We start from the raw sequence: 21,163 nt of genomic DNA, 5'->3' as shown, positions 1-21,163 counted from the left end.
CAAGCACAGGGCGATGTTGGTCAACACGTTGGCCGAGGTGTTCCGTGCCTAAGGGGTTGATGGACTGAGGGGCTGATCTGCTCTGCAGTTGCCGCCGGCCGCCCCACCGCGAGGCAACGCCTACAGCAGGTCCGGCGATTGGACCGCCAGCAGCAGCGTCTGGCTTTCATCCATGCGCTGGCGCTGCCGCAGCCACCACACCGCCCCCTTGCGCACGGCGCAGTCTGCGGCCTGCAGGCCCATCAGTTGCGCAATGGTCTGGCCCAGCACTGGCTGGTGGCCAATGACCAGCACGGCGCCCTTCGAACGCGGCCACTGCACCAGCTCCAGCAGCTCCTGCGGGGTGCACCCTGGTAGTAATTCGGCGCGCATCTTGAACTTGCGGCCGAGGGCACTGGCCGTCTGCTCGGTACGCCGGGCGGGGCTGGCCAGCACGCGCAGCCCCTCGGGCAGTTGGCGATCCAGCCAGACGGCCATGCGGGCTGCCTGCTTCTCCCCCCGTGGCGTCAGCGCCCGCGCCAGGTCGTCATGGCCCTCTTGCGGCTCTTCCGCCTCTGCGTGGCGCCACAGGATCAGGTCCATCATGCAGCCCCTTGCTCGACAGCCCCCGCGGGCGGCACAGGCCCGTAGCGAACCATCAGTGCGTCTTGCGCACCCACGCCGTCGGTCGGGTGCGCGGCACGGTCGTAACCGCCCTCCGCATTCAGCGTCCAGGCATCGCGGTTGTCGTGCAGATAGGCTACCAGGCACTCGTCCACGATCTGCTGGCGCAGCGACGGGTCGGTCACAGGCCAGGCCAGTTCCACGCGCCGCATCATGTTGCGGTTCATCCAGTCGGCGCTGGAGAGGTACAGGTCCTCCTGCTCGCCCGCCAGGAAGTAAAAGACCCGCGTGTGCTCCAGGAATCGTCCGATGACCGAGCGCACCCGGATGTTCTCCGTCGCGCCCGGCAGCCCGGCCGGCAGCATGCACGCACCGCGCACGATGAGGTCGATGCGCGCACCGCGCTGCCCTGCCAGGATGAGCGCCCGCATGAGCGCCTCGTCCGTCAGAGAGTTCATCTTGGCGACGATGCGGGCATCCTCGCCCCGGCTGGCCGCCAGGCCCACCTGCTCGATCTTCTCCAGCATGCGCCGGTGCAGATGGAACGGGGCCAACATGAGCTTGCGCAACCGGGGGGGCCGGTTCTGGCTGGCCAGATGGTTGAAGACGCCGTCCATGTCGGCGGTCATGTCTTCGTCGGCAGTGAGGTAGCTCAGGTCGGTGTAGAGCTTGGCGGTCCGCATGTTGTAGTTGCCGGTGGACAGGTGCCCGTAGCGCTTGAGCTGCCGCCCTTCCCTGCGCGTGACCAGCAGCATCTTGGCGTGGGTCTTGAGGCCCACCACCCCGTACACCACCTGCGCGCCGATGGACTCCAGCGCCTCAGCCCAGTTGATGTTGGCTTCTTCGTCAAAGCGCGCCTTCAGCTCCACGACCGCCATCACCTCCTTGCCGCGGCGCACCGCCTCGGTCAGGAGGTCCATGAGTTCTGAATCCGACCCCGTGCGGTAGATGGTCTGCTTGATGACCAGCACGTTGGGGTCGTTCACCGCCTCCCGCAGGAATGCCAGCAGGCCGTCGAAGCTCTCGAACGGCTGGTGGATCAACACATCGCGCCGCCGCAGCTGTTCCATGATCGGCATGCCGGGCTGCAACTGGCGCGGCCACGCGGAGTTCCACGGCGCAAACATCAGCGAGGGGTCGTTGACCAGGTCCACCAGTTGCGTCAAGCGCACCAGGTTCACGGGGCCTTGCACACGGTACAGGGCCGCCGCAGGCAGGCCGAACTGCGCGAGCAAAAAGTCATACAGGAACTGTGAGCAGCCGGAGGACACTTCCAGCCGCACGGCCTGGCCGTAGTGGCGGTGCTGCAGCCCCTGGCGCAGCGCGGTCCGCAGGTTGCGGACGTCTTCCTCGTCCAGTGCCAGGTCCGAGTGCCGGGTCACCCGGAACTGCGAGAACTCCGTGACCTCCCGGCCGGGGAACAAATCCTCCAGATGGGACCGCACGATGCTGGACAGGCTGACGAAGAGGTTCCGCTCGGAGGCCACGCGCTCCGGGATGCGCACGAGCCGCGGCAGAGCCCGTGGCACCTTGACGATGGCGATTTCGTTTTCGCGGCCAAAGGCATCGTGCCCTTTCAAGCGCACGATGAAATTGAGCGACTTGTTGGCCACCTGCGGAAACGGGTGCGCTGGATCAAGCCCCACCGGGATCAACAGGGGCCGCACTTCGCTGGCAAAGTAGTCCTGCACCCAGCGCTTTTGCGCTGGCGAGCGCTCGCCGTGACCCAAGATGCGGATGCCATGCTCGGCAAACGCGGGGACCAGCGCCTCGTTGTACAGCGCGTACTGGCGCTCGACGAGGCCGTGCACCTTGGCGGCGACGGCTTCGAACGAGGCGGTGGAGTAGCGGCCCTGCGTTTCGCCTTTTTGCGCTGCGGTGATGTGCGGCGCAGCCCGCACTTCAAAGAACTCGTCGAGGTTGGAAGAAACAATGCACAGGTAGCGCAGCCGCTCCAGCAGCGGCACATCGCTGCGCACCGCCCAGTCGAGCACGCGCTCGTTGAAGGCCAGGATGCTGTGGTCGCGGTCAAGGAACGCAGGCAACTGCGCGGCCTGCGTCAGTGCAGCCGGGGCACCGTCGTGACGGTCATGTGACAAGGCAGCGAGAGGGTGTTCGGTCATGGCAGCGGTATCGAACCGCATGGCGGCAGCGTCATCGGAAAGCAAAGGCAGCATGGGTACGCCAACGCGGCAAATGCGGGATGACCTCAGTATTTAACGCCCAGATGACAGTGATGTGACAGATTTTGTGACAGATGGCGGCACCGTCACGGTGCCGGAGCGCGCAGGTACGAGGTGCTGCTCGAACAGGCGTGCCGCGTGTGCCCAGGTGAAATCCAATGCACGGGCACGCGCCTCGCACCGGGGAATGGCCAGCGCTTCCTGCGCAGCAATCAGCAGGCTGTCATGCAGCACGCCGCCCTGCGGTGCCTCGCCCGCATGGGCCCCGAGCACTTCCATGGGCCCGTCGACGGGGAATGCCGCCACCGGCGTACCGCAGGCCATGGCTTCCAGCATCACCAGGCCAAAGGTTTCCGAGCGGCTTGGAAACACGAAAACATCGGCCGCCGCATACACCCGAGCCAGCGCCGACCGCTCCAGAATGCCCAGCCAGCGGACCTGCGGGTAGCGGGCTTTGAGGCGCGCCTCCAGCGGCCCGACGCCGCAGACCACTTTTGTGCCCGGCATGTCCAGCTGCAGGAAGGCCTCGATGTTCTTCTCGTACGACACCCGCCCCACGTACAAGGCAACGGGATGGGCCAGCGTGCCCGTGAGCGGGCTGTGGGCCACTTCGCCGTGGAAAGAAAATGCCTGCGTGTCGACGCCGTGCGTCCACAGGCGCAAGTTGCCGAAGCCCCGTTGTGCCAGCATCTGCAGGACGCCCTGCGTGGGCACCATGACACCCGACGAAGGCCGATGAAAATGCCGGAACAGCGCATACCCCCACGACAGCGGCACGCGCAGGGCTGCCTGCAATATCTCCGGAAAGCGGGTATGAAACGCCGTGGTGAAGGCCAGGCCCTTGCGCAGGCAATGGCGCCGCCCGGCCCAGCCCAGCGGACCCTCGGTGGCCAGGTGAATGGCGTCGGGCTGGATCTCGTCGAGCATGCGGGCCACCTGCTTTGCGGGGCGCACCGCCAGGTCGATGCCCGCATAGCCCGGGCAGGGACGCGTCTGGAACTGGCCGGGCTCGATCACCCGCACCTCGTGCCCCAGCGCCTCAAGCTCATGCACCAGCTCCAGGAGGGTGGTGACCACACCGTTGACCTGGGGACGCCATGCGTCGGTGACCAGTGCGATTCTCATACCGTAGCCTCCGCTGCCACAGGGGACGCTGCGCGTTGCGGCGCGGGCGCATGCCATTGCACCAGTTCGAGCCGGCCGTCCATGTGTTCTACCAGCGCAGTGCGGCTCTCCACCCAGTCGCCGTCGTTGCAGTACAGCGTGCCGTCGATCTCGCGCATCTCGGCACGGTGGATGTGGCCGCACACCACACCGCCATGGCCGCGGCGGCGGGCCTCGGCAGCCACCGCCACCTCGAAGTCGGTCACGTAGTTCAGCGCCTTCTTGACCTTGCCCTTGAGGTACGCCGAGAGCGACCAGTACGGCAGCCCCATGCGCGCGCGCAGGGTGTTCAGGTAGCGGTTGAGCTTGAGGGTGAACTCATAGAGATTGTCGCCCACGTAGGCGAGCCACTTGGCGCACTGGATCACGCCGTCGAAGTAGTCGCCGTGCGTCACCCACAGCGTGCGGCCGTCGGCCGTGGTGTGCACGGTGTCCTCGGCCACCTCGATGCCGCCGAACGAGTGGCCGACGAAGGCGCGGGCGAACTCGTCATGGTTGCCGGGCACGAAGACCACGCGGCAGCCCTTGCGCGCACGGCGCAGCAGCTTTTGCACCACGTCGTTGTGGGCCTGGGGCCAGAACCAGCGGCGGCGCAGTTGCCAGCCGTCCACGATGTCTCCCACCAGGTACAGATGGTCGCTGGGGTGGTGCTTCAGGAAGTCGAGCAGGGCCTCGGCCTGGCAGCCGGGGGTGCCCAGGTGCAGGTCGGAGATGAACACCGCTCGCAGATGCCGGTGTCCTGGTGGATGCGCGTCGTCGGCGGCGTCGGCGGCAGGGTCCTGCCCACCTCCCACGTGTGCAGTCCAGTCGCCGAGCGCGTCGAACGCGGCGCGCATCAGGCCCCCAGAAAGTGCTTGCGGTAGCGCGGGTGCAGGTCTGCCAGCCGCATGAGCATGGGCAGGTCTGCCGTGTTGAAGTCCGGGTCCCACGCGGGGGCGCCCAGCACCCGCGCACCCAGGCGCAGGTACCCCTTGATCAGGGCCGGCGGCTCCACGAAGACCGAGCCGTCCAGTTGGTCGATGGGCAGCGGCAGGCGGGGCAGCACGTGGTATTCGATGGGGGCCAGGTGCGTCTGGCGCACCTGGTTCCAGATGCTGGCGGCGGCATCGCCGCTGATCACGCCGTTGTGCAGCATGGGAATGCTGGCGCAGCCGATCATGGTGTCGAGCTGGTTGCGCACCATGAAGTCGGCCAGCGCGCTCCACAGCGCCATGATCACGCCGCCGTGGCGGTGGTCCGGGTGCACGCAGCTGCGGCCCAGTTCGACCATGCGCGGACGCAGGGTGCGCAGGCGGGTCAGATCGAATTCAGTGTCGCTGTAGGTGCTGCCGACGCGGCGGGCCTGGGCTGGCGTGAGCACTCGGTAAGTCCCAATGACTTGCTGGCTCTGAGCATCGCGCACCAACAGGTGCTCGCAATAATCGTCGAACAGGTCCACGTCGTGGCCGGCGATGGGGGTCGTCAATCGAGCGCCCATCTCCGCCGCGAACACATCGAACCGCAGTTTCTGCGCCTGGCGCACTTCATCTTCGTGCCGCGCCCAGGTCACCTGGATGGCGCCACGCTCGGGCGCTGTCCTTGCTGCGCCGGGCACGGCACCTGGGGCTTGCAGGGCGCCATGGGGCAGCGCATCGTGGGGCAGGATCGGCGTCAAGGCGGACAGCTCATTCATGGTGCAACATCTCCTGATGTAGGGCCACAGGAGCGAACATTCCCGCAGCGGCCAGGGAATCTGTTCCCTGCGCCGCAGTGTGGGATGGGCCCATGACATCGGCATGTCGATGGCATGTCAGCGGCATGACAGGCAAGCGTTTTCCACGACGCGGGAGGGGGCCCGTGCGCCTGCATAATGGATTCAGGAAACCTCGCCGTGCAGACCACCCTCCCCGCCCGATCCCGCAGGTCCCTCACGGGACCACTGGTGGTTTTTGTTCTGTCAGAGCTGTGTGCGGCCGGGCTGATCTGGACGCTGGAGCAGCAAGAGCGCGATCAGCAGCGCACCCAGGTGGCCGATATCGCAGGCGACCATGTGCAGGCGCTGCAGCGGGCCATCGAGCTGGCGCTGTCGGCCAACAACACCCTGGTGGCTCTGGTCCGGCAGGGCCGGGGTACCGTCACCCAGTTCGAAGACATCGGCACGCAATTGCTGCCGTTTTACCCCGGCATCGCAGCCATGGGGCTGGCGCCCCAGGGGGTGGTCAAGCAGGTTGTGCCGCGCCAGGGCAATGAAAACGTCATCGGATTCGACCAGCTCAACGACCCCCGCCAGGGCCCCGAGGCCGCGCGCGCCCGCGAGTCCGGCCGCCTGACGCTGGCAGGCCCGTTGGAGCTGGTGCAGGGCGGGCTGGGCGTGGTGGGGCGCCAGCCGGTGTACCTCGACAACGCGCAGGGCCAGCGCACGTTCTGGGGCTTCACGTACGTCACGATTCGCCTGCCCGAGGTGCTGGACGTGGCGCGGCTGCCGCAGCTGACCCAGCGCGGCTACCACTACCGGCTGTGGCGCGTGCGGCCTGGCACGCAGGAAGAGCAGACCATTGCAGCTTCTGTGCCACCGCCCGCCGCCGAGCAGGCTGTTGGCAGGCCGCTCAATTTGCCCAACGGGCAGTGGATGCTGAGCCTGGCCCCTGCGCAGGGCTGGGGCCACCCCGGCGTGCTGGCCGTGCGGTGTGCCCTGGGCCTGGGGTTTGCACTGATGATGGCGTACCTCGCCTGGCTGCTGTTCAGGCTCAAGGCGCACGAAAAAGGCCTGGAGCAACAGGTCGAGCAGCGCACGGCCGAGATCCAGGCCACGCAGCAGCAGCTGCGCGCCACCATCGACGCCATCCCCGATCCGCTGTTCGAAATCGACCAGGAGGGCCGCTATTGCAGCGTGCACAGCCAGCGGCCAGAACTGCTGATGGCTCCTGTGGAGGATTTGATCGGGCGCAATGTGACGGACATGCTGCCCGCGCTGGCGGCGCTTGCAGTGATGGACGTGCTGCACGAGGCCGAGCAGCACGGCTGGTCCAACGGGCGGCAGATCATGGTCGACCTGCCCGGCCTGGGCACCAGCTGGTTCGAGCTGTCTGCCGCGCGCAAGACCGCCGCGCCTGGCGGCGATGCACCACGGTACATCGTGCTCTCGCGCGACATCACCGAACGCAAGCGGTCGCAAGAGCAGCTGCAGCTCACCGCCCAGGTGTTCGACCAGAGCAGCGAAGCCATCGTCATCGCCGACGCGACACACACCGTCGTACGCATCAACAAGGCGTTCACGCGCATTACGGGCTATTCAGAGGCGGAGGCCATCGGCCAGTCGGTGCGCCTGCTCACCGCGGCAGAGTCCGTGCGGGATTTCGATGCCGACACGTTGTATGCGCGGCTCACGCAGGATGGGCATTGGGAGGGCGAGGTCCGCGGACGCCGCAAGGACGGCACGACCTACCCGCAGTGGCTGTCGGTGAGCAGCGTGCGCGACGGCAAAGGGGTGGTGACGCATTCGATCACGCTGTTTCGCGACATCACCCAGCAGCGCGAGGCGCAAGACCGCATCCAGCGCCTGGCGCATTTCGATCCGCTCACGGAGCTGCCCAACCGCGCACTGCTGGCCGAGCGGGCCCAGCGGTACATCGACGACGAGCGGGCCCGCGGCGGCACCCTGGCGCTGCTGTTTCTGGACCTGGACCACTTCAAGAACGTCAACGACTCGCTCGGCCACCGCATTGGCGACGTGTTGCTGGTGGCGGTGGCGCGCAGGCTGCAGTCGCTGCTGCAGTCGCACGACACCGTGTCGCGCCTGGGTGGCGACGAGTTCCTGCTGCTCTTGCCCGCCACCTCGGCAGCCGCGGCCGCGGAGGTAGCCAACCAGCTGTTGGTAGCGGTGGCTGAACCCTTTCAGCTTGACCCGTACGAGCTCACGACCACGCTGTCGGTGGGCATTGCGATGTACCCGGCGGACGGTGAAACATTCGACACACTCTACCAGCGGGCCGATGCAGCCATGTACCGCGCCAAGCAAAATGGACGCAACCGGTACGGCTTCTTCACCGCCGACCTGGAGGCCCGCACCGCACGCGCGCTGCAGATCGAAAACGCCCTGCGCCGCGCCCTGGAGCGCAACCAGTTCGAGCTGCACTACCAACCCCAGGTGTCGCTGGACACCCGCAAGCTGGTGGGCGCCGAGGCCCTGCTGCGCTGGCGCCACCCCGAGCTGGGCATGGTGTCACCCGCCGAGTTCGTGCCGGTGGCAGAGAGCAGCGGCATGATCGTCGCGATCGGCGAATGGGTGATCCGCACCGCCGTGAACGACATCAAGCGCTGGCTGGACATGCAACTGCCGCTCAGGGCCGTGTCGGTGAACGTGTCGGCCGTGCAGTTCCGCCACCCGCAGTTGCCCGAGATGGTCACGCGCTGCCTGGTGCAGGCCGGCTTGCCCGCGCGGCGGCTGGAGCTGGAGCTGACCGAGGGCGCTGCCGTGGACGACCCCGCCGCCGCGCTGGCCATGATGGACCAGCTGCACGACCGTGGCGTGCGCCTGTCGATGGACGACTTCGGCACCGGATATTCGTCGCTGAGCTATCTCAAACGCTTTCAGATCTACAAGCTCAAGATCGACCAGTCGTTCGTGCGGGACCTGGAAGACGATGCCAACGACCGCGCCATCGTGAGCGCCATCATCCGCATGGCCCAAGCCCTGGGCATGCAGACCACGGCCGAGGGCGTGGAGACCGATGGGCAGCTCGACTTCTTGCGGGCGCAGGGGTGCGACGAGGGCCAGGGCTACCTCTTCAGCCGGCCCCTGCCCGCAGCTGACTTCGAAGCGTACCTGCGCAGCCATCTGGCACAGCCTGCTGTAGCTGCAAAGCTCTGAAGGGGCCAGCAAGCAGGTGAAGGTGAGCACGAGCAACGCCTGCTGTGCAGGTGCTCAGGGGCTGCACTACCGAGCAGCCATCCGCCCGCAGGTTCGGCTGTGAGGTGGCACTGCTACAATTTGGTACAAATTTCCTGCCTCCGGCATTCCATCGCTCCCGGTTTCCATGTCCGCGCCCTACGGCGCTCCAGAGTTGCAGCGTCCTGGAGCCGCCCCCCAAACACCCCTGCAGCGCGCCTTGCGCGAACAGCAAACCTTGCTCGACAGTGCAGGCGTCGGCATCGTCTTTCTGCGCCAGCGCAGCGTGGTGCGGTGCAACCAGCGGTATGCGGAGATCTTTGGCTACGCCAGTGCCGAGCGGGTGGTGGGGCAAAACACCGAAGCCTTCTACCCCGACCGCGACGCCTTCAGGGAACTGGGGCGCACGGCCTACCCGGTGCTGGCACAGGGCCAGTCGTTTCGCATCGAACGCCCCCTGCGCCGGCGCGATGGCAGCCTGTTCTGGGGAAGCCTCACGGGGCGCCTCATCAATCCGCACGACACGGCCGAAGGCTCGATCTGGATCGTTGACGACATCGACGAACAAAAACGCGCCGAAGCCGCACTGAACGCGGCCGTTAGCGAAAAACAGTTGCTGTTCGACAGTGCCATGGTGGGCATCGTCTTCCTGCGCGACCGGCAGTTGACGCGCTGCAACCACCATTTCGAGCAGATGCTGGGCTACCAGCCTGGCGAGCTGGTCGGCAGCTCGTCGCGCCGCTGGTATGCCAGCGACGCGGCCTGGGACGAGGTGGGCCGCCGGTGCTATCCGCCCATGGCGGCAGGCTTGACCTACGAGGGCGAGGTGGAGTTGTGCCGCAAGGACGGCACCCCCGTGATCTGCGAAGTGCGCAGCAAGTCGCTGGACCCTGCGGACGCGTCGCAGGGCGCCATCTGGATCACCATGGACATCACCGAGCGCAAACAGGCCCAAGCGGCCCTGGCGCGGGCGCACGAGGACCTGGAGCAACAGGTACAGGACCGCACCCAGGAACTGCGCGAGACGGTGGACAACCTGCACCGCGAGATCAGCGACCGCAAGGCGGACCAGGAGCGCATCTACTGGCTGGCCCACTACGACGCCCTGACCGGCCTGCCCAACCGCACGCTGCTGTCCGAACGGGCGCAGCAGGCCATCCGCGTGGCGCAGGAGGGCAACACGCCGCTGGCCGTGATCTTCCTGGACCTGGACCATTTCAAGCACGTGAACGACTCGCTGGGCCACCGCGTGGGCGATGTGCTGCTGGTGGAGATCGCCAAGCGGCTGCGCGCCGTGGTGCGGGACAAGGACACCGTGTCGCGCCTGGGCGGCGATGAGTTCGTGCTGCTGCTACCGGGTGCCAATGCCCACGGCGCAGCCCGCGTGGCAGGCAAGCTGCAGGAGGCCTCGCGCCAGCATTACCAGATCGATCACCACGAGCTGACCATGGCGCCCTCCATGGGCATCGCACTGTTTCCGCAGGACGGCGCCGACTTCGACACGCTGACCCAGTCGGCCGACGTGGCCATGTACCGGGCCAAGCTCGATGGGCGCAACACCTTCAAGTTCTTCACGCCCGAGATGCAGGCCCAGTCCGTGCGCGCGCTGCAGCTTGAAAACGCCCTGCGCCGCGCCCTGGAGCGCAACCAGCTGCAACTGCACTACCAGCCCCAGATGAGCCTGACCACAGGCGCCGTGCGCAGCGTGGAGGCCCTGCTGCGCTGGAACCACCCGCAACTGGGCGCCATCTCGCCTGCAGAGTTCATCCCTATCGCCGAAGACAGCGGCCAGATCCTGCAGATTGGCGAGTGGGTACTTCGCACGGCGCTGGCACAGCTGAAGGTGTGGCGCGCCGATGGATTCCCTGGCCTGATGATGGCAGTGAACCTGTCGGCGATCCAGTTCCGCCAGCCGCAACTGCCCGAGATGGTGAGCCGCGTCCTGGCGGAGTTCGACCTGCCGCCAAATGCGCTGGAACTAGAGCTGACCGAAGGCGTGGCCGTGGACGACCCCCATGCCGCCGTGGCCACCATGGACCAACTGCATGCGCGCGGCGTACGCATGTCGATGGACGACTTCGGTACGGGCTACTCATCGCTGAGCCAGCTCAAGCGCTTTCAGATCTTCAAGCTCAAGATCGACCAATCGTTCGTGCGCGACCTGGGCGACGATGGCAACGACCGAGCCATCGTGAGCGCCATCATCCGCATGGCCCAGGCACTGGGCATGCGCACCACGGCAGAGGGTGTGGAAACGGAAGGGCAGCTGGCCTTTTTGCTGGAACAAGGCTGCGACGAGGCGCAGGGCTACCACTTCAGTATGCCCCTGGCCGCACCGGAGCTGGAAGTCTTCATGCGGCAGCAACTGGTGCACTGACTGTCTTTGCGCCAAGACAACACACCTCTGCAGTGCGACAACTTTGCCTCCAGCTCAGGGCCACTGCGCATCGGATCTAGATAAAAACAAGACCTACCGCTTGATAGACAAGCGCAAGCAGCTATATTTTTAATAGCAAGCCAAGAGCCGACCTCTTTGCAGCCCCAAGGTGCTTCTGCGCTGTTGCTGTTGCTGCTGCTACCCACGCAGCAGCAGGCCTACCGGCACGCTGGGCCGTATCCACCGCGGTAGCAGTCACACCCCACGCCGTTACGCCGTAAACACCGTCAAGTCTTCAACGGATCGGGAAGGCGTACATCAGCCCCTGTTTGTTCCACTGGTTGTTCAGCCCGCGGGGCAGTCCCAGCGCGGACTTGGGGCCGACATTGCGGTCGAAGATTTCGCCGTAATTGCCCGTGGTCTTGACGGCCCGCAGCATCCAGTCCCGGTCCAGGCCCAGCAGCTTGCCCGTGTCTTCCGACGTGCCCAGAATGCGCTGCACGACCGGGTTCGTGCTGCTGGCTTTCAGTTGGTCCGCGTTGGCCTGCGTCACGCCATATTCTTCGGATTCGATGAGGCCGTAAATGACCCACTTGACCACCGCAAACCACTCGTCGTCGCCCCGGCGTACCAGGGGGCCGAGGGGTTCCTTGGAGATCAGGTCCGGGAGGATGGTGTGTACCGCAGCTCCGTCGCGCACAGTGCTGCGCAAGGACGCCAGGCCCGACGCATCCGTGGTGTAGGCCGTGCAGCGGCCCGCCAGATAGGCACTGGTGGCCACGTCGATCTTCTCGAACATCACGGGCTTGACGTCCAGGCCGTTGGCGCGTGAATAGTCGAGCAGATTCTTCTCGGTGGTGGTGCCCGACTGCACGCACACGGTCTGCCCCTTGAGCTGGCGGGCGCTCTTGATCTTGCTCTTGGTGGGGACGATGAAGCCCTGCCCGTCGTAGTAGGTCACCACCGTCTGGTGCAAGCCCAGCGATGCGTCGCGCGTGAGCGAGAACGTGGTGTTGCGCGAGAGCACGTCCACCTCGCCCGACTGCAGCGCGGTAAAGCGCTGGGGCACGTCCACCGGCACGTACTTGACCTTCTGTCCATCACCGAGCACCGCGGCCGCCAAAGCGCGGCACACGTCCACGTCCAGGCCCGACCATTTGCCGCTCGCGTCGGCCATCGCAAACCCGGCCAGGCCGGTGTTGACGCCGCACACCAGTTGCCCCCGCGCCTTGATGCCGTCCAGCGTCTTGCCGGCATGCGCCGAGGGCGCCGCAGCCAGGGCTGTCAACGCTGTCAATGCGGCAAACCCCATCACAGCGATCTGGTCCCACGATGTCTTCATGCGGTGTTATCTCCTGGGAAATTTTCAGGGTGCGGCCGGCGGCAGGTACCCTGCCCCGTCCAGCACCTTCTGCAAAAATTGCGCTTGCCCCATGCTGGGGTCCAGAGTGTAGGCCGCAAAGCCCTCGCGCTCATAGGCGCGCAGGGCGCTGTGGTTGCCCGACAGCACCTCCAGCGTCAGCTTGCAGGCGCCACGCTCGCGCGCCATCGCCTCCACGGCTTTGAGCATGCTCTGCGCGATGCGGTGGCCGCGCCACCCGGGCGCGACAACCACGTCGTGCAAGTTGACCAAAGGCTTGCAGGCAAAGGTAGAAAAGCCCTCCAGGCAATTGACCAGCCCCACGGGCACTTCGCCCCCTGAAGCCAAAGGGTCTGCAGCCCAGGCGATCACGCTGAAGGCCTGTGGGCGCTGCCGCAGCGCCTCTGGCAGCCCCTGCTTCACCTCGTCACTGAGCGGCTCGCCGCCGCCCGCTGCGTCGCGCGCATAGCCGTCGAGCAGATCGACCAAGGCCTGTGTATCGCGGGCGTTGGCAAAGTCCACGCGCCGGACGTCGATGGCGATGGCGATGGGTGTCGAAGTGGAAGTCAAAGCGGCAGACGACATGAGAGGAATCCTGAGCGGCTTAAAGTGGCTTCGGTAAGGTGGCTTCGGCAGTCACGGTGACAGCGTACCGGATCGCCCCACCCGCCCACTTTTCGGCAAGCGGAGACAGGTAAGCGACTGGCTGGGCTGGGCTGGGCTGGGCTGGCCGGGCTGAGCGGCTGGGCCGGCTGCCCGCGAGATGCTTCGGCGCGATCAGCCAGCACGGGCCGCGTCGGCGAGCTTTTGCGCGCACAGGCTGGCCTGCTGGGCATCACGCGCTTCCACCATCACCCGCAGCAGCGGCTCGGTGCCGCTGGCGCGGATCAGCACACGGCCTGACGAGCCCAGCTCCTGCTCCACGCTGCGCGTGGTGTCCTCCAAGAGACGATTGGCCTTCCAGTCCTGCCCCGGCGCCAGACGGACGTTGAGCAGTACCTGCGGATACAGCGTGACCTCGGCAAGCAACTGGGACAGCGTGCGGCCACTGCGCACGCAGGCCTGCAGCACCTGCAACGCACTCACCAGGCCGTCGCCCGTGGTGTGGCGGTCCAGGGCCAGCAGATGGCCGGAGCCCTCTCCGCCCAGCACCCAGCGGTTACGGGCCAGCTCTTCCAGCACGTACCGGTCACCCACCTTGGCACGCACGAACTTCACGCCGCGCGCCTGCAATGCGACTTCCACCGCCATGTTGGTCATCAGCGTGCCCACCACGCCGGGCACATGCTCGTCGCGGCCCATGCGGTCGGCGGCCATCAGGTACAGCAACTCGTCCCCGTTGTACAAACGACCGGTGGCGTCCACCACCTGCAGCCGGTCGGCATCGCCGTCCAGGGCAACGCCGTAATCCGCGCGGTTGGCACGCACGGCGCGCACCAGCGCATCGGGGTGGGTGGCACCCACGTCGCGGTTGATGTTGAGGCCGTCGGGCGCGCAGCCGATGGACAGCACCTCGGCCCCCAGCTCATGAAACACCTTGGGCGCCACCTGGTAGGCCGCACCGTGCGCAGCGTCCACCACGATCTTGACGCCCTTGAGAGTGAGGTCCTGCGGAAAGGTGCTCTTGCAGAATTCGATGTAGCGGCCGGCCGCATCGTCCAGGCGCCGGGCTTTGCCGAGGCTGGCCGAATCCGCCCACACGGGTGGTTCTGCCACGGCCGTCTCTACCGCCAGCTCCCACGCGTCGGGCAGCTTGGTGCCCTGGGCACTGAAGAACTTGATGCCGTTGTCGGGATACGGGTTGTGGCTGGCACTGATGACCACCCCCAGGCTGGCCCGCTGGGCCCGCGTGAGGTAGGCCACACCGGGGGTGGGCAGAGGGCCGAGCAGCACCACGTCTACCCCGGCGGAGTTGAAGCCGGACTCGAGCGCGCTCTCGAGCATGTAGCCGGAGATGCGGGTGTCCTTGCCGATCAGCACCGTGGGGCGCTCTTCGGTGCGGCGCAGTACGCGGCCCACGGCATGGGCCAGGCGCAGCACAAAGTCCGGGGTGATGGGGGGCTGCCCCACCGTACCGCGGATGCCATCGGTTCCAAAATATTGGCGTGTCATGTTCGAGCGTCTCCTCGTGTATCTCGTTATTCGTTGTAGAGCGCCCCTCGGCGCCCTGAAAAAACCGCACCGCCTGCGCCGACCAGCGCGGGCGACACATCGCAGCGTCAGCCCGCGGCCTGCTGCTGCATCGCACCCCACACCTTCAACGCCGCCGCGGTATCCCGCACGTCATGCACCCTCAAGACAGATGCTCCCCGCTCCACAGCCAGCACGGCTGCGGTCACGCTGGGCACCATGCGCTGGTCCACAGGGAGGTCCGTCACCGCACCCAGCGACGACTTGCGCGACCACCCGGCCAACACCGCATGGCCCGCATCGCGCAGCCGTTGCTGGTGCGCCAGCAGGGCGAAGTTCTGCGCCACGGTCTTGCCAAAGCCAATGCCCGGGTCGACCACGATGCGATCCTTTTGCACGCCTGCGGCCAGCAGATTCTGCGCTGACAGCTCTAAAAAAGATAGCACCTGCGCTACGACATCGCCCTCCATGGGCGCAGCCTGCATGGTCTGCGGATCGCGGTGCATGTGCATCAGGCACACGCCACAGCGCGGGTGCGCGGCCACGGCGGCGACGGCGCCCGGCTGGCGCAGCGCCCAGATGTCGTTGACGATGTCAGCGCCCAGGTCCAGGACGGCTTGCATGACCTCGGGCTTGTAGGTGTCTACCGAAATCGGCACGCCGAGGCTGATGGCATCCCGTACCAGGGGCACCACGCGGGCAAGCTCTTCATCCAGAGGCACCGCCGGGCTGCCTGGGCGCGTGGACTCGCCACCAATGTCGAGGATGTCCGCGCCATCGCTCAGCAACTGCTCGCAATGCCGCAACGCCGCAGTGGTGGAGCCGTGGTGTCCGCCATCCGAAAACGAATCGGGCGTCACATTGACGATTCCCATGATCTGCGGACGGGAGAGGTCGATGACGAAGCGGGAGGTCTGCCAGATCATGGTCACCGGAGATGCTCCATTCGCACGCAGCTATTGAACGCAACAAAGCAGCGGACAAATCGCTGGGAGATGGGCATGGACAGGAGGAGTGAAATGCAACGCTGCAAGATCGGCAGTGCGGAAACAGAAAAACGGGGCACAAGGCCCCGTTCAGCGGTTCAAATGCACCTCAGCCTTCAGGCAGCCGAAGGAGCGGTGTCCGTGGCCACGGCAGGTGTGCCGCCGCTGGAGTTGTCGCCGCCCGATGAGGGAGGCGTGCGTGGCGTCCAGTCCTTGGGCGGACGTGGTTCCTTGCCGGCCATGATGTCGTCCAGCTGCTCGGTGTCGATGGTTTCCCATTCGAGCAGGGCCTTGGCCATGGCGTGCATCTTGTCGCTGTTCTCTTCGATCAGGCGGCGGGCCAAGTTGTACTGCTCGTCGATGATGCGGCGCACTTCCATGTCGACCTTTTCCATGGTCTGCTCGCTCATCGTGGTGGTCTTGGTCACCGAACGGCCCAGGAACACCTCGCCCTCGTTTTCCGCATAGACCATCGGGCCCAGGGCATCCGTCATGCCGTAACGGGTGACCATGTCGCGCGCAATGTGCGTGGCACGTTCGAAGTCGTTGCTGGCACCAGTGGTCATCTGGTTCATGAACACTTCTTCAGCAATACGGCCACCGAACAGCATGCTGATCTGGTTGAGCATGTACTCGCGGTCGTAGCTGTAGCGGTCCTGTGCAGGCAGGCTCATTGTCACGCCCAGGGCACGGCCGCGGGGGATGATGGTGACCTTGTGCACCGGGTCGCACTTGGGCAGCAGCTTGCCGATCAGGGCGTGGCCCGACTCGTGGTAGGCCGTGTTGCGGCGCTCTTCTTCGGGCATGACCATGCTCTTGCGCTCGGGGCCCATGAGGATCTTGTCCTTGGCCTTCTCGAAGTCCTGCATTTCCACGGTGCGTGCGTTGCGGCGCGCAGCCATCAGGGCAGCTTCATTGCACAGGTTGGCCAAGTCGGCACCGCTCATGCCGGGCGTACCGCGGGCGATGATGTTCGGGGCCACGTCCTGCCCGATCGGGATCTTGCGCATGTGCACGTTCAGGATCTGCTCGCGGCCACGGATGTCGGGCAGCGTCACGTAGACCTGGCGGTCGAAACGACCGGGGCGCAGCAGGGCCGCGTCCAGAATGTCCGGGCGGTTGGTGGCAGCCACCACGATCACGCCCAGGTTGGTTTCGAAGCCGTCCATCTCGACCAGCATCTGGTTCAGGGTCTGTTCGCGCTCGTCGTTGCCGCCACCCAGGCCCGCGCCACGCTGGCGGCCCACGGCGTCGATTTCATCGATGAAGATGATGCAGGGAGCGTTCTTCTTGGCGTTGTCGAACATGTCGCGCACCCGGGCTGCGCCCACGCCGACAAACATTTCCACGAAGTCAGAACCCGAGATACTGAAGAACGGCACCTTGGCTTCGCCCGCGATGGACTTGGCCAGCAGGGTCTTGCCGGTACCGGGAGGCCCCACCAGCAGCAGACCGCGCGGAATGCGACCGCCGAGCTTCTGGAATTTTTGCGGGTCCTTGAGGAAGTCGACGACTTCCTTGACTTCTTCCTTGGCCTCGTCGCAACCGGCCACGTCCGCAAACGTGACCTGGTTGTTGTTCTCGTCCAGCATGCGCGCCTTGCTCTTGCCGAAGCTGAAGGCACCGCCCTTGCCGCCGCCCTGCATCTGGCGCATGAAGTACACCCACACGCCGATCAGCAGCAGCATGGGGCCCCAGCTGACCAGCAGGGTCATGAGAAGGGAGCCTTCTTCGCGCGGCTTGACGTCGAACTTGACGTTGTTGTTGATGAGATCGCCCACGAGGCCACGGTCGAGGTAGGTGGCGGTCGTGCGGATCTTGCGGTCGTCGTTGGTGACGGCCACGATCTCGGTGCCGCCCTGGCCTTCCTGGATGGTTGCACTCTTGATGCGGTTGCTGCGGACTTCCTCAAGGAATTCCGAGTAGCCGACGTGGCCTGCGCTGGCGCCTGAACGGGTGTCAAACTGTTTGAACACCGTAAAAAGCACCATGGCAATGACCAGCCACACGGCAATTTTTGAAAACCACTGATTATTCAAGCGGGGCTCCAGTTGCAGGAAACAGAAAACGGACACACTGCCGTCACGTCACGTCACGGCTCGCATGTGTGGCTCATTTTAGGTCTTTCAAGACACCCGGCCATAGCTATTCCCCCTAGCGGCCATGGAAACAGCACGGGCTTTGCGGCCGTAATTCACGCTTCTTGACCTTGGACAAGGCGCGTCAGGCCGCTTTTTTCAGGCCCATTCCCACCAGGAAAGTTTCCGACGATTTGTCGCGCGACGCCTTGGGCTTGACGGGTTTCACCACCTTGAAGGTCTGCTTGAACAGCGTCACCAGGTCGCTGTACCCGCTGCCGTGAAACAGCTTCACCACCAGCGCCCCGTCCGGTTTCAAATGGTTGCAAGCAAAATCCACCGCCAGTTCGACCAGATGGGCGATACGGGCCGAATCGGCCGACTCGATGCCCGACAGGTTGGGCGCCATGTCGGACACCACAACGTCCACCACCTTGCCGGCCAGGGCCTCTTCCAGCCGTGCCAGAACATCGGCCTCGCGGAAATCCCCGTTCAGGTAGATGACGCCCTCGACGGGTTCCATGGGCAGGATGTCCAGCGCGATGATGGTCCCGTTGAGCTGCCCCGCCGCCGCACCGGTGGGCGACATCCGGCGGCGCAGGTACTGGCTCCAGGCCCCGGGCGTCGAGCCCAGGTCCACCACGGTGTAGCCCGGCTTGACCAGCCCGAATTGCTCGTCGATCTCCTTGAGCTTGTAGGCCGCCCGTGCGCGGTAGCCCTCTTTGTGGGCCAGCTTGACGTACGTGTCGTTCACGTGGTCGTTCAGCCAGGCTTTGTTGACCTTCTTGCTCTGCGTTTTGACTTTCATACCGCCGTATTGTCTCTCGACACGCGATATTGCCGTCCTTGCGCCCCACGCGCCCGACGAAATACGGCCACCGGACGGCAGGCCGCGGATAATACGGCCCATGCCCCAAATTCAACTGACCCCCGCCGAGCGACGATTTCACCGCGCTGATGCCCACCATCTGGACCCCGTGGTTCTGGTCGGCGGCGACGGCCTGACCCCTGCCGTCAAAAAAGAGATCGACGCCGCGCTCAATGCCCACGGACTCATCAAGGTCCGCGTGTTCGGCGATGACCGCGCAGCCCGCGAGCTGATGTACCAGGAACTTGCCGCCGACCTCAATGCCGCCCCCGTGCAACACATCGGCAAGCTGCTGGTGCTCTGGCGCCCCATCCCGGCCAAGGAAAAGACGGTGGACGAAGACCGCATGCCCGGCCCGCGCGATGTGAAGGTGCTCAAGTTCAGCAAGCGCGGCGGCCAGCGCCCGGAAATCAAGCAGCTGCGCGTTCTGGGTAACCAGCGCCTGACCTCCGGCGGCCAGATCAAGCGCGCCAAGCCCAAGCAAAAGTCCATCAAGAAGCGCCAGGCTGACTGATGAGCGTCCCTGCAGCCTCTGCAGGAAATGCAGCTTCTGCCGCCCCACCCGGCCCGGCCAGCCCGGTGCCTGTGCGCCACATCCTCTGCATGAAGTGGGGCACGAAATACGGCCCCGAATATGTCAATCGGCTCTATGCGATGGTGCGAAGGCATCTGCCTGGGGACTTTCGCTTCGTCTGCCTGACGGACGACAGTGCCGGCATTCGCAGCGAGGTGCTGTGCCTGCCCATTCCGGCGCTCGACCTGCCGCCCGGCATTCCGGAGCGCGGCTGGACCAAGCTGGCCACCTTCGCCGCCGATCTGCACGGGCTGCGAGGCACTGCCTTGTTCCTGGATGTGGATGTGGTCGTTACCGGCAGTCTGGAGGGCTTCTTCACCCAGCCCGGCCAGTTCCTGATCATTCACGACTACAAGCGTCCGTGGCGCATCACCGGCAACTCATCGGTCTACCGGTTCGAGCTGGGCGCGCACCCGGACGTGCTGGAGCATTTCCGCGCGCACTTTGCCGAGATTCGGCAGGAGTTTCGCAACGAGCAGGCCTATTTGTCAGACTTCCTGCACCAGCAAGGCAAGCTGCAGTACTGGCCCGCCGAGTGGTGCCCGAGCTTCAAATACCACGGCATTCCTCCCTGGCCCACCAACTACTGGCGACCCCCTTTGGTGCCGCCGGGGGCCCGCATCGTGATCTTCCACGGGGAATGCAATCCGCCCGATGCGCTGGCCGGGCGGCGCAACCGCCGGTTTCGCTATATCCGGCCGGCCACTTGGGTGGCAGAGCATTGGCGGGAATAAATAAAGGCGCACTGCGGGCACCAGCGTCACGCAGTGCACCGCATCACAACGCCAGGGTGCCGGATGCCTGAGCAGATGCCGGTGCAGGCGCCTTCAGCAGCTGATTGACCTGCTGACTTTCTGACGGGGGAGAGGAACGGTTCGCCCCTCTCGCAGCACTGCCGAGCGTCAACCGCCCAACGGTTTTAGACAGTATCGGTGTCGACAGACGCATCGTCAGCGTAGGCCACAGGTGCATCGGTGGCACCCGGACGCAGGGTGCTCCAGAGCACCGCCAACGCGCAGCCCCACTGCAGCACATACATGACGGACCCCACGCTGTGCCACAGGCGCAGGTCCTGGCGAGCCACGATGCGTGGCGCCACGCCAAACTGGGACAGCAGTGCCAGCAGCATGCCGCCCAGTATAAAAATCATAGCAAACTTCGCCCACGGGTACTGCGCTATCGCATGTTTGGGGCGAGACATCAGCAGCAGCACCACGCAGCACACGACAGTCACCCAGGTCTGCGCGGCAAACAGCCTGGCCGCCATGTTGCCGGCGATGGACGGCGACGGCAGGTGCGCGAACAGCAGGGGCACCACCAGGAACCCGATGGTGGTCAAACTGCCCCACCACAGGGCAGCCACCAGGGCGGGAAGACGCTGGAACATGCCCCGCATGATCACTGGTAGCTCACGCCCACCACTTCGTAGCGGCGCACGCCACCGGGTGCCTGCACTTCGGCGGTGTCGCCCTCTTCCTTGCCGATCAGCGCACGGGCGATGGGGCTCGAAATGTTGATCAGGCCTTGCTTGAGGTCTGCCTCGTCCTCGCCCACGATCTGGTACTTGACGGCTTCGCCGGACTCTTCGTCTTCCAACTCGACCGTGGCGCCAAAGACCACCTTGCCGCCGCCGTCGACAGCGCTGGGGTCGATCACCTGCGCCACCGAGAGCTTGCCTTCGATTTCCTGGATGCGGCCTTCGATGAAGCCCTGGCGGTCCTTGGCAGCGTCGTAGTCGGCGTTTTCGCTCAAATCGCCCTGCGCACGGGCTTCGGCGATGGCGGTGATGACTGCGGGGCGCTCCACGGTCTTGAGGCGGTGCAGTTCTTCCTTGAGCTTTTCAGAGCCGCGCTTGGTAATTGGAATGGTGGCCATGTTCTTCGTTCGTCTCCATAGGTCAACAAGGCCGGCGCGCGCCTCTAGCGCTGCACCGGTCGGTCAGCCCGCATGGCAAGCAATGCTGTGCGATTGGC

Annotated in this window: 17 protein-coding genes; 4 read left to right on the top strand and 13 right to left on the bottom strand. The window is 65.6% G+C overall.

The features are described from left to right. Positions 1-120 precede the first annotated feature (120 nt). From ASF16_RS05075 to ASF16_RS05055, 5 genes are all read right to left on the bottom strand, one after another. The gene (locus tag ASF16_RS05075) at positions 121-585 is read right to left on the bottom strand and encodes a histidine phosphatase family protein (protein WP_056163692.1); all 465 of its coding nucleotides are present in this window, start codon (positions 583-585) and stop codon (positions 121-123) included. Then, complete coding sequence (ppk1, locus tag ASF16_RS05070; protein WP_056163820.1) at positions 582-2,726, bottom strand: polyphosphate kinase 1; 2,145 nt, start codon at positions 2,724-2,726, stop codon at positions 582-584. Before ppk1 ends, ASF16_RS05075 begins: the two co-directional genes overlap by 4 nt. 93 nt (positions 2,727-2,819) lie before the next feature. Next, on the bottom strand, positions 2,820-3,911 hold the full coding sequence (locus ASF16_RS05065) for a glycosyltransferase family 1 protein (RefSeq protein WP_056163689.1): 1,092 nt from the start codon (positions 3,909-3,911) through the stop codon (positions 2,820-2,822). Next, complete coding sequence (locus tag ASF16_RS05060) at positions 3,908-4,786, bottom strand: UDP-2,3-diacylglucosamine diphosphatase (RefSeq protein ID WP_056163685.1); 879 nt, start codon at positions 4,784-4,786, stop codon at positions 3,908-3,910. Before ASF16_RS05060 ends, ASF16_RS05065 begins: the two co-directional genes overlap by 4 nt. Next, positions 4,786-5,622, bottom strand: coding sequence for a GNAT family N-acetyltransferase (locus ASF16_RS05055; RefSeq protein WP_056163683.1), 837 nt, complete (start codon positions 5,620-5,622; stop codon positions 4,786-4,788). Before ASF16_RS05055 ends, ASF16_RS05060 begins: the two co-directional genes overlap by 1 nt. 198 nt (positions 5,623-5,820) lie before the next feature. Between ASF16_RS05055 and ASF16_RS05050 the strand changes: the two genes are divergently transcribed. Beyond that, positions 5,821-8,799, top strand: coding sequence for an EAL domain-containing protein (locus ASF16_RS05050; RefSeq protein WP_235507261.1), 2,979 nt, complete (start codon positions 5,821-5,823; stop codon positions 8,797-8,799). Positions 8,800-8,965: 166 nt separating this feature from the next. After that, entirely contained in the window at positions 8,966-11,194 is a 2,229-nt protein-coding gene (locus ASF16_RS05045) for a bifunctional diguanylate cyclase/phosphodiesterase (protein WP_056163678.1), read from the top strand. Between the two features lie 295 nt (positions 11,195-11,489). Here ASF16_RS05045 and ASF16_RS05040 read toward each other — a convergent pair whose 3' ends face one another. The 6 genes from ASF16_RS05040 to ASF16_RS05015 all read right to left on the bottom strand — a co-directional run bounded on the left by ASF16_RS05040 (position 11,490) and on the right by ASF16_RS05015 (position 18,556). Next, complete coding sequence (locus tag ASF16_RS05040) at positions 11,490-12,536, bottom strand: amino acid ABC transporter substrate-binding protein (protein WP_082516750.1); 1,047 nt, start codon at positions 12,534-12,536, stop codon at positions 11,490-11,492. A 24-nt stretch (positions 12,537-12,560) separates the two neighbouring features. Beyond that, a complete protein-coding gene (locus tag ASF16_RS05035) occupies positions 12,561-13,139 on the bottom strand; it encodes a GNAT family N-acetyltransferase (protein ID WP_056163675.1) in 579 nt (192 codons plus the stop codon). A gap of 192 nt (positions 13,140-13,331) precedes the next feature. Further along, positions 13,332-14,666: a phosphoglucosamine mutase gene (glmM, locus tag ASF16_RS05030; protein WP_056163672.1), complete on the bottom strand. Its 1,335-nt coding sequence runs from the start codon at positions 14,664-14,666 to the stop codon at positions 13,332-13,334. A 107-nt stretch (positions 14,667-14,773) separates the two neighbouring features. Further along, positions 14,774-15,610 (bottom strand): dihydropteroate synthase, encoded by an 837-nt coding sequence (gene folP / locus ASF16_RS05025; RefSeq protein ID WP_056163815.1) that lies wholly within the window; start codon positions 15,608-15,610, stop codon positions 14,774-14,776. Between the two features lie 176 nt (positions 15,611-15,786). After that, positions 15,787-17,709, bottom strand: coding sequence for an ATP-dependent zinc metalloprotease FtsH (gene ftsH, locus ASF16_RS05020; RefSeq protein ID WP_056163669.1), 1,923 nt, complete (start codon positions 17,707-17,709; stop codon positions 15,787-15,789). 184 nt (positions 17,710-17,893) lie between these two features. Further along, positions 17,894-18,556 carry an RlmE family RNA methyltransferase gene (locus ASF16_RS05015; protein ID WP_056163667.1) on the bottom strand — a complete coding sequence of 221 codons (663 nt, stop codon included), beginning with the start codon at positions 18,554-18,556 and terminating at the stop codon, positions 17,894-17,896. Positions 18,557-18,656: 100 nt separating this feature from the next. On the opposite strand from ASF16_RS05015, the gene ASF16_RS05010 reads away from it, so the two are divergent. Beyond that, positions 18,657-19,130 (top strand): YhbY family RNA-binding protein, encoded by a 474-nt coding sequence (locus ASF16_RS05010; protein WP_056163664.1) that lies wholly within the window; start codon positions 18,657-18,659, stop codon positions 19,128-19,130. Continuing rightward, positions 19,130-19,924 carry a hypothetical protein gene (locus ASF16_RS05005; RefSeq protein ID WP_056163661.1) on the top strand — a complete coding sequence of 265 codons (795 nt, stop codon included), beginning with the start codon at positions 19,130-19,132 and terminating at the stop codon, positions 19,922-19,924. The genes ASF16_RS05010 and ASF16_RS05005 overlap by 1 nt, the downstream gene beginning before the upstream one ends. Positions 19,925-20,109: 185 nt before the next feature. Here ASF16_RS05005 and ASF16_RS05000 read toward each other — a convergent pair whose 3' ends face one another. Both ASF16_RS05000 and greA read right to left on the bottom strand, forming a co-directional pair. Then, on the bottom strand, positions 20,110-20,577 hold the full coding sequence (locus tag ASF16_RS05000; protein WP_056163812.1) for a DUF4149 domain-containing protein: 468 nt from the start codon (positions 20,575-20,577) through the stop codon (positions 20,110-20,112). An 11-nt stretch (positions 20,578-20,588) separates the two neighbouring features. Next, entirely contained in the window at positions 20,589-21,065 is a 477-nt protein-coding gene (gene greA, locus ASF16_RS04995) for a transcription elongation factor GreA (RefSeq protein WP_056163656.1), read from the bottom strand. Between the last annotated feature and the right edge of the window lie 98 nt (positions 21,066-21,163).

The organism is Acidovorax sp. Leaf78 (assembly GCF_001422735.1).
GTDB lineage: Bacteria > Pseudomonadota > Gammaproteobacteria > Burkholderiales > Burkholderiaceae_C > Acidovorax.
Note: the sequence above shows the minus strand (reverse complement) of the source record. Positions and strands in the feature narration are given on the sequence as shown.

Coding starts and splice junctions, on each gene's coding strand:
- ASF16_RS05075 (WP_056163692.1), bottom strand. CDS start 585: ATGATGGACCTGATCCTGTGGCGCCACGCAGAGGCGGAAGAGCCGCAA.
- ppk1 (WP_056163820.1), bottom strand. CDS start 2,726: ATGACCGAACACCCTCTCGCTGCCTTGTCACATGACCGTCACGACGGT.
- ASF16_RS05065 (WP_056163689.1), bottom strand. CDS start 3,911: ATGAGAATCGCACTGGTCACCGACGCATGGCGTCCCCAGGTCAACGGT.
- ASF16_RS05060 (WP_056163685.1), bottom strand. CDS start 4,786: ATGCGCGCCGCGTTCGACGCGCTCGGCGACTGGACTGCACACGTGGGA.
- ASF16_RS05055 (WP_056163683.1), bottom strand. CDS start 5,622: ATGAATGAGCTGTCCGCCTTGACGCCGATCCTGCCCCACGATGCGCTG.
- ASF16_RS05045 (WP_056163678.1), top strand. CDS start 8,966: ATGTCCGCGCCCTACGGCGCTCCAGAGTTGCAGCGTCCTGGAGCCGCC.
- ASF16_RS05040 (WP_082516750.1), bottom strand. CDS start 12,536: ATGAAGACATCGTGGGACCAGATCGCTGTGATGGGGTTTGCCGCATTG.
- ASF16_RS05035 (WP_056163675.1), bottom strand. CDS start 13,139: ATGTCGTCTGCCGCTTTGACTTCCACTTCGACACCCATCGCCATCGCC.
- glmM (WP_056163672.1), bottom strand. CDS start 14,666: ATGACACGCCAATATTTTGGAACCGATGGCATCCGCGGTACGGTGGGG.
- folP (WP_056163815.1), bottom strand. CDS start 15,610: ATGATCTGGCAGACCTCCCGCTTCGTCATCGACCTCTCCCGTCCGCAG.
- ASF16_RS05015 (WP_056163667.1), bottom strand. CDS start 18,556: ATGAAAGTCAAAACGCAGAGCAAGAAGGTCAACAAAGCCTGGCTGAAC.
- ASF16_RS05010 (WP_056163664.1), top strand. CDS start 18,657: ATGCCCCAAATTCAACTGACCCCCGCCGAGCGACGATTTCACCGCGCT.
- ASF16_RS05005 (WP_056163661.1), top strand. CDS start 19,130: ATGAGCGTCCCTGCAGCCTCTGCAGGAAATGCAGCTTCTGCCGCCCCA.
- ASF16_RS05000 (WP_056163812.1), bottom strand. CDS start 20,577: ATGTTCCAGCGTCTTCCCGCCCTGGTGGCTGCCCTGTGGTGGGGCAGT.
- greA (WP_056163656.1), bottom strand. CDS start 21,065: ATGGCCACCATTCCAATTACCAAGCGCGGCTCTGAAAAGCTCAAGGAA.